The 14,312-nt window shown below is 44.5% G+C and carries 13 protein-coding genes; 8 read left to right on the forward strand and 5 right to left on the reverse strand.

Features of this window, described 5'->3' with window-relative positions; genetic code table 11:
• Positions 1-421 precede the first annotated feature (421 nt).
• A complete protein-coding gene (metA, locus tag E7L17_RS00005; RefSeq protein WP_316321223.1) occupies positions 422-1,342 on the forward strand; it encodes a homoserine O-acetyltransferase/O-succinyltransferase family protein in 921 nt (306 codons plus the stop codon).
• Between the two features lie 173 nt (positions 1,343-1,515).
• Here metA and E7L17_RS00010 read toward each other — a convergent pair whose 3' ends face one another.
• On the reverse strand, positions 1,516-3,858 hold the full coding sequence (locus tag E7L17_RS00010; protein WP_316321224.1) for a SpoIIE family protein phosphatase: 2,343 nt from the start codon (positions 3,856-3,858) through the stop codon (positions 1,516-1,518).
• A 193-nt stretch (positions 3,859-4,051) separates the two neighbouring features.
• On the opposite strand from E7L17_RS00010, the gene E7L17_RS00015 reads away from it, so the two are divergent.
• Together E7L17_RS00015 and trpS are read left to right on the forward strand one after the other, a co-directional pair.
• The gene (locus E7L17_RS00015) at positions 4,052-5,251 is read left to right on the forward strand and encodes a PLP-dependent aminotransferase family protein (protein ID WP_316321225.1); all 1,200 of its coding nucleotides are present in this window, start codon (positions 4,052-4,054) and stop codon (positions 5,249-5,251) included.
• 14 nt (positions 5,252-5,265) lie between these two features.
• The gene (trpS, locus tag E7L17_RS00020) at positions 5,266-6,279 is read left to right on the forward strand and encodes a tryptophan--tRNA ligase (protein WP_316321226.1); all 1,014 of its coding nucleotides are present in this window, start codon (positions 5,266-5,268) and stop codon (positions 6,277-6,279) included.
• Positions 6,280-6,384: 105 nt separating this feature from the next.
• On the opposite strand, the gene E7L17_RS00025 is transcribed toward trpS, so the two are convergent.
• From E7L17_RS00025 to E7L17_RS00035, 3 genes are all read right to left on the reverse strand, one after another.
• Positions 6,385-6,816, reverse strand: a complete 432-nt coding sequence (locus tag E7L17_RS00025) for a hypothetical protein (RefSeq protein ID WP_316321227.1) — start codon at positions 6,814-6,816, stop codon at positions 6,385-6,387.
• Positions 6,803-7,033 (reverse strand): helix-turn-helix transcriptional regulator, encoded by a 231-nt coding sequence (locus tag E7L17_RS00030; RefSeq protein ID WP_316321228.1) that lies wholly within the window; start codon positions 7,031-7,033, stop codon positions 6,803-6,805. The genes E7L17_RS00025 and E7L17_RS00030 overlap by 14 nt, the downstream gene beginning before the upstream one ends.
• Positions 7,034-7,246: 213 nt before the next feature.
• Positions 7,247-8,152 (reverse strand): patatin-like phospholipase family protein, encoded by a 906-nt coding sequence (locus E7L17_RS00035; RefSeq protein ID WP_316321229.1) that lies wholly within the window; start codon positions 8,150-8,152, stop codon positions 7,247-7,249.
• Between the two features lie 481 nt (positions 8,153-8,633).
• On the opposite strand from E7L17_RS00035, the gene E7L17_RS00040 reads away from it, so the two are divergent.
• Positions 8,634-9,176, forward strand: a complete 543-nt coding sequence (locus E7L17_RS00040; protein ID WP_316321230.1) for a type II toxin-antitoxin system PemK/MazF family toxin — start codon at positions 8,634-8,636, stop codon at positions 9,174-9,176.
• 276 nt (positions 9,177-9,452) lie between these two features.
• Here the strand turns inward: E7L17_RS00040 and nrdD are convergent, their stop codons facing one another.
• On the reverse strand, positions 9,453-9,737 hold the full coding sequence (nrdD, locus tag E7L17_RS00045) for an anaerobic ribonucleoside-triphosphate reductase (RefSeq protein ID WP_316321231.1): 285 nt from the start codon (positions 9,735-9,737) through the stop codon (positions 9,453-9,455).
• A gap of 251 nt (positions 9,738-9,988) precedes the next feature.
• On the opposite strand from nrdD, the gene E7L17_RS00050 reads away from it, so the two are divergent.
• Genes E7L17_RS00050 through E7L17_RS00065 form a run of 4 tightly spaced genes read left to right on the forward strand, consistent with a single transcriptional unit; the run spans position 9,989 to position 14,311 of the window.
• Positions 9,989-11,590 (forward strand): spore germination protein, encoded by a 1,602-nt coding sequence (locus tag E7L17_RS00050; RefSeq protein WP_316321232.1) that lies wholly within the window; start codon positions 9,989-9,991, stop codon positions 11,588-11,590.
• Positions 11,587-12,756 carry a Ger(x)C family spore germination protein gene (locus E7L17_RS00055; RefSeq protein WP_316321233.1) on the forward strand — a complete coding sequence of 390 codons (1,170 nt, stop codon included), beginning with the start codon at positions 11,587-11,589 and terminating at the stop codon, positions 12,754-12,756. Before E7L17_RS00050 ends, E7L17_RS00055 begins: the two co-directional genes overlap by 4 nt.
• Entirely contained in the window at positions 12,753-14,081 is a 1,329-nt protein-coding gene (locus E7L17_RS00060; protein ID WP_316321234.1) for an endospore germination permease, read from the forward strand. The genes E7L17_RS00055 and E7L17_RS00060 overlap by 4 nt, the downstream gene beginning before the upstream one ends.
• Positions 14,082-14,101: 20 nt before the next feature.
• Complete coding sequence (locus tag E7L17_RS00065; RefSeq protein WP_316321235.1) at positions 14,102-14,311, forward strand: hypothetical protein; 210 nt, start codon at positions 14,102-14,104, stop codon at positions 14,309-14,311.
• Position 14,312: the final 1 nt, after the last annotated feature.

The following is a 14,312-nucleotide window of genomic DNA, read 5'->3' on the forward strand; positions in this document are numbered from 1 at the left end:
CTTATCCGGAAGTACTCACTCCTCATTGCTGAGAAGCTTTCTCTCAAAAAATTACGGGTTCTTTTGTCTTTCTCGTTGTTTAATTTTCAAGGTCCTGTCTCTGTCGTTTTTTAGAAGAGATGCTTCACATTGTATCACAGCGTTTTCCGCTTGTCAAGCTTTTCTTTTCTTTTTTTCGACATTTTTTCGTCATTACTGACGGAGCGGCTTTTTCGATTTTGAAAACTTTCGTTCATCTTATCGAATTTTCGCCCCCGTCTCTCGACGGCTTAGCTATAATACCATGACCAGATTACAATGTCAACTCTTTTTTTCACTTTTTTTCAATTCTTTTTTCAATTCCCCCTTTGGCGTCGATTCTTGAACTATACAAGCTCTTTTGCTATAATGGAAAGCACTCTAACAAAAGGAGGCCTTTGCGATGCCAATTAAAGTTCAAACATCTCTGCCTGCTATCAATGTCTTAGAATCGGAGAATATCTTTGTAATGACGCAAGAGCGAGCCATGGCTCAAGATATTCGCCCTCTAAAGATTGTGATTTTGAACCTGATGCCAACTAAGATTGAAACCGAAACTCAGCTGCTTCGCTTGTTGGGTAACTCCCCTTTGCAGGTAGATGTTGAACTAATGCATATGGCAAGCCACTTTTCCAAAAACACCTCTTACACGCACATTGATACCTTTTACAAAACATTCGACGAACTGAAGAATGACAAATTCGACGGAATGATTATAACTGGTGCACCAGTGGAACTGATGGACTTTGAAGATGTGGATTATTGGAATGAGCTTTGCGAGATTTTTGCCTGGAGCCGAAAACACGTGTATTCGCTCCTGACAATCTGCTGGGGAGCTCAGGCTTCGTTATATTATTTTTATCAAATCCCAAAATATACCTTATCTAAAAAACTTTCTGGAATTTTTAAACATCGAGTGCTCACACCGCTACATCCGCTCATTCGTGGATTCGATGATGTATACTTTGCACCGCATTCTCGTAATACCGAAATTAAGAGTGCAGATATAAGCAAGCATGACGAGTTAGTGATTCTCTCGGAATCAGATGAAGCGGGCGCCCACATTATCGCAAACAAAAACGGCAGACAGTTTTTTGTAACCGGCCACGCGGAATATGACCGTGAGACATTGTCCAACGAATACTTTCGCGATGTAAACAAAGGGATTGACCCTGAGGTACCCGAACACTACTTTCCAAATGATGACCCAACACAGGTTCCTCCCCTCACGTGGAGAAGTGGTGCAAGCCTCTTGATTTCGAACTGGTTGAACTATTATGTATATCAGCAGACACCTTACGATTTGAAAGACCTTTCGGAATAAAACTTCTCCAATCAATTATTACCATACATTTTGTTTTAAAATCGTTCATTCTATCTATTAAGATAAAGCAGTGGAGCTCTGCCTGATGTAGAATCATCAGACAGAGCTCCACTTGCCATATTTGGAGGATCAACTACCATGTATACGCACACTTCCAAGCGAAAGAGGGAAAATCAGATTTCTTTCTTTAATTCATTTAAAGAGAGTACCATGACAGTAATGTCATCATCGTGCCCATCGTTTCTGCGTTTCATTGCTTGAGAAACAATTTGTTCTGCCAACTCTTGCGGCACAGTTCCTTTCCATTCGGTAACCATCTCGCGCACCCAGTCATCACCAGATGCCACAACGCCATCTGAGAACAACACCAGAAGATCACCTGCCGAAAGACGAACGGTCTCTTTTGCAAACTTCGCTTCGGTTAAAATACCAACCGGTAAGGAAGGTGTATCAATAATAATCGCTCTGCCATCTCTACGTAAAATACTAACAGCCGCTCCCGCTTTCATCAATTCTACTTTTCCATTAAACAAATCGATGGCGGCAACATCCAATGTTGCAAGAGATTCGTCTCCTGATTTGGCTAATAGCGCCGAATTCACAATTTTAAGGGCGCAGTCAAAACCAATGCCGGCCTTCACAAGCTTTGCCATAATTCCTGCTGCCATTGCGCCATCTACCGCCGCACGACCACCGGTTCCCATTCCATCACTAATAATGGCAACCTGGCGTCCGTTTCCGTCCGGAAATAACTCTTGGCTGTCTCCGCAAAGCTGACCATTTCCACTTACATGTTGGAAGAAGCCACTCTGCACACGATACACGGGGCGTTCGCTCATCTGCATTCTGCATTTACCCTGTGCGGTACTAATGCAGGGCATTTCAAAGGTTCGCCCGCATGCTTGTGAAATATGCCTTGTCAGTTCGGCTTTGTTCAGGCGAGCCTTGTCCACCTGTGCTGCCTCTGCTTCAATTGTCATGCGGTCGTAGCGGTCAACCCGGCAGCTTACATCTATGGGGATAATCCCACTCTCTGTCATTACCTCGCTGACACGCTGAGCAGCCGTGAAATCAAATCGCTCAAACAGCTCGAGCTCCTCCGCCATATTTTTCAGCATTTGTGAAGTAGTATCGAATTGGTCTGCTACAACACCGCGTATCTGCGCTACTCGCCTCTCTGCCGCTTCACGGGTCAAAAACTCCGTGTACTGGCTATTCAGGTTTTCAACTATTTCGCTCATGTGGCTGCAATGGTCAGTAAACTGCTTGGGGAAATCATCTTTTGTCACTTTTCCATTTTTACGCAGAAGCTGGGTCAAAGTACCAAACGCCCGCATGGTTTCATCGTAATTGCGCTCCCAGCAGTACACCCTAAGACCGCACCGTACACAGGTATTGTCAATCACACGATTATAAACAGCATTGATGTCTGGCGCGCTGAATTTATCGAGCCTGCGAGATACCTCTTCTACAGAATCAGAAATACTCTCCAGTGCCTGCGAGGCATAGTCCAGTTTCATAATAACGGAGCGGCGTAAGCCCTCACTATGTAACAAATCCGCTGGGCGAGAGAATACCGTAGTTAGCCGACTGCCAACATCTCTAGGCCAAATCATATAAATAACGCTTGCAGCCATTACCTCATACAGACCAATCAGAACCGATTCACGGTTGCCTACCTGTAATGAGGCCACTGCATTTGAAATAACAAAGGCACAAGCAGCTACAAGTCTCCCCAAAGGCGAAAACACACCCGCCATTAGTCCACCAAGTGCATATGCACCCGACAGGTAGCTCACCCCGGCAGTAGACAGACTTAAAATAACGCCCGCTCCAATTCCGGTTACACTGCCACCAGTCACACCGCCATAGCGTGCGGCAAGCAAAATGCCGAGCACTGCCAGCACATGCCCCAAAGAAAGCCCACCAACGGTAATGCTGGAAAATGCCAGTATCAAAATGCCTGCAGAGAGTGTGACGCACGCTAAATCTTGGCTTTTCATGGCGGTAAGGCCTGTCCCTTTTAGTAGCAGATTGCCTGCACGAACCAAGAAATACGAAGCGCCGGCTGCCAGCATGGATTCTGCAACATACATTGCAATGCCTGCGGCATCCGTTCCATTCACAATTGCCATGGCCATTCCCGTCATTAATATGGGCGAGGCCGAAATCAACGGAGCAAAGAATGGGTGCATCCGCAGTTTTACTAAATCGTTAAGTGTCCAGCGAATAGCCGCAGCCGCAAGCAATGCAGCAACGTACCGCACGGGGAACAATGTACTGGAGGGGAGTAAATAGCCGAGAAGAACGCCCATCACCATTCCCAACATGCCGCCAAACGGAACCGCTGCAATTGCCGCAACGCCAAATGGCGCATACCGCCCAAACACAATTGCGCGTGAGCAGGCAAAGCCAATGGCGAAGCAAACAGCTTGTACCATTATCTTTTTTGCGACCGGTGTCTCTAGTAATTCCCCAACCGAAAGTCTCTGCCGAACAACAGCTTTTTCTTTCATCTTATCCGCACCACCAATTTCTATCAGACTTGTCCTTTCATTATACATAGCGTATAGTTACATAATTGTCACAACACGCTGTTTTATTTTGGCAAAAATTGCCGTAGATTTGTTAAAGTGTGCAGAATTGATTCTTTTTCCAAATTGTGTTAGACTATTTGCAAAGATTTTAGCTGGAAAGGTCGTTTTAGCTATGGAATATTCATTTTCGGACCGAGTACAATCCCTGAAGCCTTCCGCCATTCGTGAGATTCTAAAATCAGCGACTGCACCAGGTATGATTTCCTTATCCGTAGGGAACCCTGCATCGGATGCTTTCCCCTCAAAGGAAATAGGTGAAATCTCTTCGCAGATTTTTCAGCAACGCCCCATCGACGCATTACAATATAATGTGACCGAGGGTTACCCTCCTCTGCGCAAAACGCTTTCTTCTTATTTAAAGGAGAAGCACGGTGCGGGGCGTGAATTTGACGACCTGCTAATTACCTCTGGCGCACAGCAGGTAATGGACTTAACAACAAAATCCCTTTGCAACGCAGGGGATGTTATTATTTGCGAAGCACCAAGCTTTATTGGTTCACTCAATTCGTTCCGTTCTTATCAAGTTCGCCTGCGCGGTGTGCCGATGGAATCAGACGGAATGAATCTTTTTGAGCTCGAGCGTGCATTAAAGGAAGAGCCAAAGGCTAAAATTATTTATACTATCCCCAATTTTCAGAATCCCTCCGGCATTACCATGAGCGCCGAAAAGCGCCGCGGCATTTATGAGCTGGCGAAGAAATATGGCGTACTGATTTTGGAGGATAATCCATATGGAGACCTGCGCTTTACAGGCGAGGAGATCGCACCCATCAAAGCACTGGATGAAGACGGCCTGGTGATTTACGCCGGCTCTTTCTCGAAGGTGATTTCCCCTGGTATGCGTGTTGGTTATGCACTTGCACCCGCACCCATCATTCAAAAAATGGTGGTCTGCAAGCAGGGTGAGGATGTTCACACGAATATCTGGTCACAGCTCATCTGTGAAGAATTCTTAACCAAATATGATTACGAAGCGCATCTTCAGCGCATTCGCGGCGTATACCGTAATAAAGCAAAGCTTCTGCTAGAGCTTGCAGAGCGCTGCCTTGCTCCCCATATTACGTGGGAGCCAATTGAGGGTGGCTTGTTTTTATGGTGCCGCCTGCCGGACGAGATTGATATGATTGATTTTTGCCGCAAGGCGATGGAGCGCAAGGTTTGTGTGGTACCAGGCAATGCCTTTTTGGTAGACGAAACCCAACCATGCCAGTCGTTCCGCATTAATTACACTGCTCCCACCAACGAGCAGCTTACACAAGGTATTGAAATATTGGGCCAGCTTGCCAAAGAGCTGTGCACAAAAGAAAGATAGGAGTCCCGCTTATTATGGAACTAGAAACGCAACCGAAACAAATAATTTTTAGCGCCGTGCAGCCTAGCGGCACCATTACGCTGGGCAATTATTTGGGTGCCATTCAAAACTGGGTGAAAATGCAGGAGGATTACCGCTGCGTATTTGCATTGGCAGACCTTCATACCATCACTGTTCGCCAAGACCCGGCTACCTTTCGCCGGCATACACTCGAGGCGTACGCACTTTTTCTTGCCTGTGGAATCGACCCCAAAAAGAGTCTATTCTTTTTGCAGAGCCAAGTTCACACCCATGCGGAGCTTGCTTGGATTTTGAATTGCTACACTCAGTTTGGCGAGCTTTCTCGCATGACACAATTTAAAGACAAATCGGCAAAACATGCCGACAACATCAACGCTGGTCTGTTCACTTACCCCAGCTTGATGGCGGCAGATATTTTGCTGTACCAGTCGAACCTTGTTCCGGTTGGTGCCGATCAAAAACAGCACTTAGAGCTGGCCAGAAACATTGCCGAGCGTTTTAACGGTGTATACAGCCCCACCTTCACCGTGCCAGAGCCATACATTCCAAAGGTTGGCGCTCGCATTATGTCTCTTCAAGATCCCACCCGTAAAATGTCCAAATCCGACGAGAATGCAAATTCTTATGTTGCAATACTCGATAAGCCGGATGACATCCTGCGTAAATTTAAGCGTGCCATTACAGACAGTGAGGCAAGGGTTCACTTTGCGCCCGAAAAAGATGGCGTGAACAACCTTATGGGTATTTATTCGAGCGTTACAGGCCTTACAAATGAGCAAATTGAAGCCGAATTTGAAGGCAAGGGCTATGGCGACTTTAAAGTGCGGGTAGCGGAAGCTGTTATTGAAGAACTTCGTCCAGTACAAGAGCGCTACACAAAGCTGATTGAAGATAAGGCGTATTTGGAGCAGTGCTATACTGAAGGCGCGCAACAGGCACTGACAATTTCTCTTCGTACACTCAACAAAGTGATGAAGAAGGTTGGTTTCCTTCCGAAAAAATTCTAATATGTTAGCTGTTTTATTTATAAGCAAGAAGGGTACCTCCGTCACATCGGAGGTACCCTTCTTCATTTTATTATTTTTTTGTATTGTGCCTGCAATAATTTCTCGTTAACTATGCTTTTCATAATAAATACCAGCAATGATATTTACCAAGAAGCCAACATTCCATATGACCGCAGTCGCAATCAGAAAAGGAATCCACCCTACGTTGCTAGTAAGCTTATAAGCAATGGCAAATACGCCCGTAGCGAGCAGCAAGAATATTTGCAGAATCTGAAATGCTTTTGCGCCACTCTTTAACTCGATTAGTCTATTTCTTTCATCCTCTTGTTCTATTTTGTCTTGGAGCGTTGCCTTTTTTGAAAAAGCCCGCACAAAACCGGAAACTCCTAACATAAGAACAACAACTGAAATTAAAATGTCTTTGATTTGCCCCATGAGGAAATCATCTGGCGAAAGGATTGCATGATATAGATTAAAAGCTGCAATCATTGTCCAAAAAACTCCCCAAATAAGACCCTTTCGATTATAAATCTTCATACTGTATGTCCTCCGCCTCTTTGTTTTCTTTCAAGCAGCACAGATGTTCCACGTTTGTTCCAAACACCTCGGCCATTCGATATGCCAGCATGAGTGAAGGGCTGTATTGCTCTTTCTCAATCGAAATAATCGTCCTTGAAGAAACGTGTACCAAATCGGCCAGCTGTTGTTGCGTCAATTGAGCTGCCGTACGAAATTCTTTTACCCTTGTTTTCATATTGTCCTTTTCCCTATATGTGAAGTAAGCTTCCTATGAAGTTTACTTCATGTTATAATAAAAAGGAAAAAATGTCAACCATAATTTCTTAGAGAAAATCCTCCGGTATTTCATTTAGAGCAATGCTCAGCATGAAATACCGGAGGATTGTTTTAAATAAAGCTTCTATTGACCAAAAAATAAGTATTGTTTTGGAGAGTTACTATTCCTAAACTAAGTGCGTGTACGGAAAACTCGCCGAGAACCGGGGTACGATGGAGAAAACAGGCGCTTAATCTCCGGCATTTGCTTCTTTGTTTCTTCGTAGCCTGCCTCCATACACGTTTCCATCATATTAAAATCAAGCAAGCGAGTATGGTCCGGCAAGCGGGGTGTGATTTGCATTCGCTCACCATGTGCCACGTATTCCTGCAAACGCTCCTGCATTACGGATAACGAATGGGTCGCAACCTCCCAAATGTTTATTTGTTCCGGCATCCGGTACGCTTTTCCTACATCCACAGCAAGCACACTAGGCTCACCTGCGGCGATTAACAGATTGACCGGCAGCACATCGGTTACTCCTCCATCCACCAAGCACAAATCACCAATTTGCTTTGGCCGGAAGACCGCAGGCACCGCCGAGGTTGCACGCAGCACCTCACAAATGCGAAGCCCTGAGCTCCAGCGAACACGCTCCATTTGCTGAACTCCCCGTAAGTGACTGGTGCACGCCAGCGTAAGCCCAGACGTAAGGTCCGCACAGGGGATAACCGTGAGCATATTTAAATCTCGCATCATTTTCCCACCGGTAAGCCCGCAAAAATAATCTTCCAAACGGTTTCCCTTTAAAAAGCCAGAGAAGCGTACCTCTCTCCCACTAATGAGCTGCGGTACGGCACGAATCAGTCCCCAATAATCTGGGTCCAGCAAAGAGCGACCTCCTTTTGCCAGCTCCTGTATAATCCCGCGCAGTTCATGAGCCGAGTAACCGGCTGCGTAAAGCCCTGCTACAATACCGCCTGCACTTGCCCCTGAAATAGAATCGGGTACCATTCCCGCTTCTTCCAGTGCCAGCAGCACCCCAACATGTGCCGCGCCGCGAATCCCCCCACCTGAAAGTGCCAATCCAAAAGACATGTCCAACCCCTCCGTTTGCTGCTGAATTTCTGATACAGCCCTACCGCTAAAAGAACCGGACTGTTTCTCTCTTTGCACCAGAGAAGCAGCCTCTGTTTTCAGTTGTTGTACTGTTTCAGTTATGAATCCTTAGTCATTGATATGAGCAGCAGTCGAAGATTTTTCCTACATATTAAAATTTTAGGTAGCTTTTTCAAATGGGCCAAAATGTTATTGCATAAAGAACAATAAAAGTACAGACTATATGCAATATATCCCAATTTAATCCCGTAAACGTATTTACTAGAATGAAAAGTTGTCGTAATATAGATAAAAGAAGAATTCTGCAAATAAGTAATTATTCTTATTCATTTTTAATCACTTACTTTATAAAACTCTGCTGATAAACGAAGTTTTATGAAAACTGGAGTATGTAAGGTGGTAAGCTTATTTAAGATAACATCATAAGTAAAATAAAATATTAGATAAAGGGGGGCCTTTGGTGCCGGCTGACACAGAAAAAGCGAAGATACAGGAGATTAAGGATACGTTATCGCGTCTGTTCACTATGATCTCGGAAGACGGCAAACTTAAGGATTACAGTGCCCGCTGGTTGGCTGAAGTAACGGATTACGCACTGTGGTTTGAAGAGAAGTACAAATATAAATTTCGCAACCCGCAAAATTCCCTTGTTGTGAAGAAGGGAGAGATTTATCATTGCAATTTTGGCCGTAACATTGGCTCTGAGCAAGATAAATTTCGCCCTGCAATTGTGCTGCAAAATGACAAGGGAAACCTGCACAGCCCTACTACTATAGTTGCACCGATTACCGATGAAACAAAGGCAAAACTGCCTACGCACATCTATATTCGCCGCCTAAAGCCGGACTGCCCTGTTCGCGGCGTTATTTTAATTGAGCAAATGCGCTGTATTTCAAAGAACCGCCTGAGCAACCGTATTGATGTTATTGATACAAAATCTGCTTCTTGGGAACAGGTAATGGATGCAATTAAGGTTGAGTTAGATTTGTGTAAAAAGATTTGACAGCGTGCCTGAATCGTGCTATTATTGTGGCATATACATAAACTTCTGTGTTACAGGAGTGACCCGTTCTGGCGGGGGTCTGATAAAAATATTCCATGTATTCTAAGGTATTCGGGCGATGCTCTTGGAATTTTATTGCATGGATGTTTTAGAAAAGGGAGTCAACCACGTGTTGACTCCCTTTTCACGTGCTTTTTCCTTTACTAAGTAGTATAAATTGTTATAAAAAGAACCCGCCGTATAAAACGGTGGGTTCTTTTTGGTTATTGGGGCATGTTAAGAAAAAGAACGGCCGGTGCCGTGTATGACACGATCATTGAGCTCTGCCAGCTTTGCGTCGTTCCAGCGGTCTGTACCGCCAACCAAATAGCCTGTGATACGCCGAATGCGGTCAAAAGGCACTGGTTCAAGCTCGTATTTTAAATTCACAAACTCACCATCGAGTTCCACTTCCATCGATTTAATGTGCCGGCCCGGATGATTCTCTTGTACATGGTCAATGTATTGATTCAACTCTTCCCGATCGAGCTCCCCGCCGGTAACAATCACATTTTCGTACATGTAGATCCCTCCTAATCGGATTCTTGTTTATAATATACCTTATCTTGTGTTAAAAGTCAACACACAACATATATATAGAGCAAAAAGACTTAGAATAAGAAAAATCAACCCCTATACCCGTGTTTCTGTATGTTTCTATTCTTTTCAGCAATACTAGAAAAATATCCTTGGGAAAGGAAGGAATACGCATGGTATGGGATTTTTTACAGCATAAAATAGGGTTTTATAGCCATAAACAAAGTGGCGGAAATATGCAGCAAGAAAAACAGAACAAAGAAGAATCCAGTAGAAAAAAGGATTCGCAAGACCCGGAAATTACCGATTATCTGGAAGATAATTTGTCATATGTGCAAAACACGTTGGGGAGCAGCGGAGATATCAAAATTCACCGTTTTCGTATCGGTAAAAGCCGGGAGTGCTCCGCGGCTCTACTGTTTGTAGATGGACTGATTAACCAAAAGGTTATATCAGACGAAATTATGTATCCGCTTTTGTCAATGGAATACACCATTCCCTCTTCCCGGCAAGAAGGAAAAGACCGTATGAATCAGCTCCAGCAAAAAATTCTATGCTCGGGTGATACACAGGTTTTGCTGAAACTTTCGCAGGTTGTGGCAGGTATTTTATCGGGAGATGCCGTTCTGCTTGTAGAAGACTGTTGTGTTGGCCTGAGTGTGAGCGCAAAGGGGTGGGAAAAAAGAGGTGTTTCCGAGCCAGAAACCGAATCGGTCGTACGCGGGCCAAGAGAAGGGTTCACCGAAAATTTTCGTACAAACACCTCTTTGCTGCGCAGAAAAATTAAAAGCCCCAGCCTGCGCATGGAACAATTGACGATTGGCAGAAAAACGCTCACCAATGTATGTATTTGTTATTTGGACGGAGTTGCTCAAGATGAGGTTGTCAACGAGGTTCGTGATCGGCTAAATCGATTAGACATTGACTCTGTGCTGGATGCCGGATATTTAGAAGAGTATATTGAAGATGCACCGTTCTCTCTTTTCCCTACCGTTGGTTACACCGAAAAGCCAGACGTGGCAGCGGCAAAAATACTGGAAGGAAGAGTAGCGATTATAACAGATGGCAGCCCATTTGTTTTAACCGCTCCCATGTTATTTGTGGAAGCATTTCAAAGTGCGGAGGATTATTATATTCGCCCTTTGTTTGCCAGTACCATGCGCCTTTTACGCTATGTCGCTTACTTTATCTCTGTGTTTTTTCCTGCTATCTATATTGCTCTTACCACGTTCCATCAAGAGTTGATTCCAACAACGCTTCTGCTTACAATTGCAAGCGCTCGTGAAGGCACACCTTTCCCCGCTTTTTTTGAAGCACTGATCATGATATTCTCCTTTGAGATACTTCGCGAAGCTGGCTTGCGCCTGCCAAGGCCAGTAGGCCAGGCAGTCAGCATCGTTGGCGCCCTAATCATGGGCGATGCGGCAGTTTCGGCCGGCTTGGTGGGAGCACCTATGGTAATTACCATTGCGTTAACCACCGTTGCCGGTTTCGTCGTGCCGGAACAGAACGATTCTATGTCGCTATTGCGAATCATCGCGATGATATTTGCCGCAGCTCTGGGCGGCTACGGCATTTGCCTGTGCTTTTTGGGCATCTTGGTTCATTTGGGTGCTCTCTCCTCCTTTGGAGTCACTTACTTTAATGGTCTCTCCATTTCAAGGGATTGGCAAGACAGCATCGTGCGTATGCCTTTGTGGGCCATGACCAAACGTCCCACCCGTCTTGTTAGCAACGATGTTACCCGAAGAAAGTTTTTTATCCCTCCGAACCCAAGGCCTCATAACCGCCCTAGCAGCGGTACGTCTCACTCCGGTACGGGAGGGAATGGCTCATGAGATTCAAACTGAAACGCATATTATGCATGCTGTTTTGTTTTGTTCTGCTCTGTACGACCGGATGTTGGGACAATAAGGAGCTTGACGGCCTTTCAATTGTAACGGGAGTGGGAATTGATGCAAGTAAGGACCCCGGCGATTTAGACCTCAGCTTTGAGATTGCCACCGTAGAAAATGGCTCAAAAAAGGATGGTGGAGGCGGAGGCGAAGCGCCTTATATTATTCGAGAAGCAAAAAACCGCTTTATTTTGGGCGGAATGGATTCACTGCGTTACGGGAACAGCCGAGAGCTGTTTTTACACCACAATCAGATTATCATCTTTGGTAGCGACATTGCAAAAACGGGGCTCAAAAATTATTTGGATACGTTTATGAGGAATACGCAAACGCGTATGGAGGTTTGGGTCGTCGTCGCAAAAAATGATGCCCGGTCGATTTTGGCGACGGAAACCCAGCAAGATAAGGTGACTTCCGTCGCGCTGTCCCGTATGATTCAGAACGAAAGACAAATCTCTACCCATTCAAGCACCAACATGCTCCAGTTTACCTCTCGCCTGGTAGACCGCTCAACCGCTCCGGTTACCTTAGTAGTGGAACGCAAGGAAGAAAACGGGCTGCAAACTCTCAATTTTAGCGGAATGGCAGTGTTTAAAGATGATATTCTTGTTGGGATTATGGACATGTACCAAATGCAGGGCTATATTCTCAGCATGGGTAAAGTAAATGGCGGCAGTGTGGAGCTTATTACAAAATACGGAAATGCAAATTTAAGTATAACGAGCTCTGACTGCGAAAAGAAAATTATTCTCGGAGAGAACAACAGCATTACGTATCAATTAAAAATTAAAACAAATTTAGCAGTCGGTGAGCTGCAAAATTTTCGCAGCATGAGTATAAATCGTGTGATTGACTTATTAAATGCAGAAGCAAAAAAGGACTTAACGACTAAAATAAAGGCCAGCTTTGCAGAGTCACAACGATTGCAGTCCGATATTTACGGGATTGGCGCGCATATCCACAAATACTACCCCAAGCAGTGGAAAAACCTGGAGGGCGCTTGGTCAGCTGTTTACCCCACCATTAAGTTGGAACTGGAGGTAGAAACCAACGTAAGTTACAGCGGTAAAATATCGGAATCTTTGAATATGAGAGAGGGTCACGAATGATGACGGAAACAAAAAAGGTTCATGGTCTTGATTTTATGTTTGCCGTGGCTAGCTATATTCAGTCTTCCTCCCTACTATCCTCTTTCTTTGCCTCAATTACACGGCAAGACTCTTGGCTTATTGTTCTATTTGCCCTTGTTGTGTGCTGCCCCATCATCTGGTTTTATAGCAAGCTCATTGAACGGTTCCCAGATAAAAACTTCTTTAGCATCATGCAAAAAATATATGGAAAATATCTGGGGAAATTCATTTGCGCTTTGTACCTCATCTTTTTTATTATTTTAACCTCCTTAAACTTGAGTGATTTAAGTGAATTTGTGAAAGCAACCATTATGCCGAAAACACCACTCATTGTTGTTTCATTTACTTTCCTGCTCACCAGTGCGTGGGGGATTTATGGCGGTGGGATGCGCCAAATGGTAAAGTACGGTTTTCTCATGACGATGATTTGCTTGTTTGTTGTAATTGCTTCCATTCTTCTTACACTAAACGTGATGGAATTCGATAACTTTCTCCCCATTCTTGACCTGAATCCAAAGAAATATATTCAGGCTACCAATATTGTAGTAACAATCCCAATATGCGAAATTGTTATTTTCTTAATGACCACAAATCAAGTTCGAACAGGGAAACACGGCTATTTCCCATATATTTTTGGTGGTGTAGCCATTGGCTGCTTTACCATATTGCTGGTGATTATGCGCGATATTGCAGTGCTAGGCAACACCATTTCACTATTTTCGCTTCCATCGTTTGAAACTCTGCGTATGGTAAGTGTTACTCAAACCCTTAGCCGCATGGAGATTGTATTTGCTTTTATTCTAATTTCTCTCTTGTTTTTCAAAGTCACATGGCTTTATTATGTATCCGTGCTCAGTGCGGCACATGTATTTCGCTTTCAAGATCACCGCAGGCTGATTTTATTAACCGGTGCATTGGTAGTAACTTCGGGTTTCATACTGTTTCCAAACCCGCTTGCTCACAATGAATCCGGGCAAAAAATCGCTCCTTTGCTTTGGCCTATTTTTGAAATTATATTGCCTATTGTCACACTCGCGATTGCCAAATTCCGCGGGATTACTACAAAGCCAGTGAAAAGTAAGGAAAACAGCACAACAAAATCAAATGCAAGCTCCTCATCCTCTTCACAGTCAGCATCCAACAGCAATTCACAACCTAACACAAATAACGGTTCCCAAGGACAAGAAAAGCAAAAATCCGATTCTTCTTCCCCTGGTGCTTCTTCCGGGTCAAATAGAAGCGGCAAATCGCAATCCAAACCCAACTCCTCCGGCTCTGGTTCCTACCAGTCGCAGTCTGTTTAATCATAGAAAGGAGACGGGCTATGTTTTTTGTTATTATTCTTTTTTTAATATTTCTCGCCAAGGATCTCCCTCCGCTCATTCGGAGTAAGAATCGGCATGACCTGATTATCTATTGCATTTTGTTTGTATTTGTTTTATCGATTGCCCTACTCCGCTCCATTGGGATTCCCATCCCCAGCATTATGATGATACTAGGTGAAGTCATGACAAAAGCTGGCCTCACGTATTAAC

Source organism: Clostridium sp., from assembly GCF_032576335.1.
Taxonomy (GTDB): domain Bacteria; phylum Bacillota; class Clostridia; order Oscillospirales; family Acutalibacteraceae; genus Faecalispora.

What these genes read in the sequence shown, in the direction of transcription:
- metA (WP_316321223.1), top strand. Translation starts at nt 422, where the DNA reads ATGCCAATTAAAGTTCAAACATCTCTGCCTGCTATCAATGTCTTAGAA.
- trpS (WP_316321226.1), top strand. Translation starts at nt 5,266, where the DNA reads ATGGAACTAGAAACGCAACCGAAACAAATAATTTTTAGCGCCGTGCAG.
- E7L17_RS00010 (WP_316321224.1), bottom strand. Translation starts at nt 3,858, where the DNA reads ATGAAAGAAAAAGCTGTTGTTCGGCAGAGACTTTCGGTTGGGGAATTA.
- E7L17_RS00055 (WP_316321233.1), top strand. Translation starts at nt 11,587, where the DNA reads ATGAGATTCAAACTGAAACGCATATTATGCATGCTGTTTTGTTTTGTT.
- E7L17_RS00065 (WP_316321235.1), top strand. Translation starts at nt 14,102, where the DNA reads ATGTTTTTTGTTATTATTCTTTTTTTAATATTTCTCGCCAAGGATCTC.
- E7L17_RS00050 (WP_316321232.1), top strand. Translation starts at nt 9,989, where the DNA reads ATGCAGCAAGAAAAACAGAACAAAGAAGAATCCAGTAGAAAAAAGGAT.
- nrdD (WP_316321231.1), bottom strand. Translation starts at nt 9,737, where the DNA reads ATGTACGAAAATGTGATTGTTACCGGCGGGGAGCTCGATCGGGAAGAG.
- E7L17_RS00060 (WP_316321234.1), top strand. Translation starts at nt 12,753, where the DNA reads ATGATGACGGAAACAAAAAAGGTTCATGGTCTTGATTTTATGTTTGCC.
- E7L17_RS00035 (WP_316321229.1), bottom strand. Translation starts at nt 8,152, where the DNA reads ATGTCTTTTGGATTGGCACTTTCAGGTGGGGGGATTCGCGGCGCGGCA.
- E7L17_RS00030 (WP_316321228.1), bottom strand. Translation starts at nt 7,033, where the DNA reads ATGAAAACAAGGGTAAAAGAATTTCGTACGGCAGCTCAATTGACGCAA.
- E7L17_RS00015 (WP_316321225.1), top strand. Translation starts at nt 4,052, where the DNA reads ATGGAATATTCATTTTCGGACCGAGTACAATCCCTGAAGCCTTCCGCC.
- E7L17_RS00025 (WP_316321227.1), bottom strand. Translation starts at nt 6,816, where the DNA reads ATGAAGATTTATAATCGAAAGGGTCTTATTTGGGGAGTTTTTTGGACA.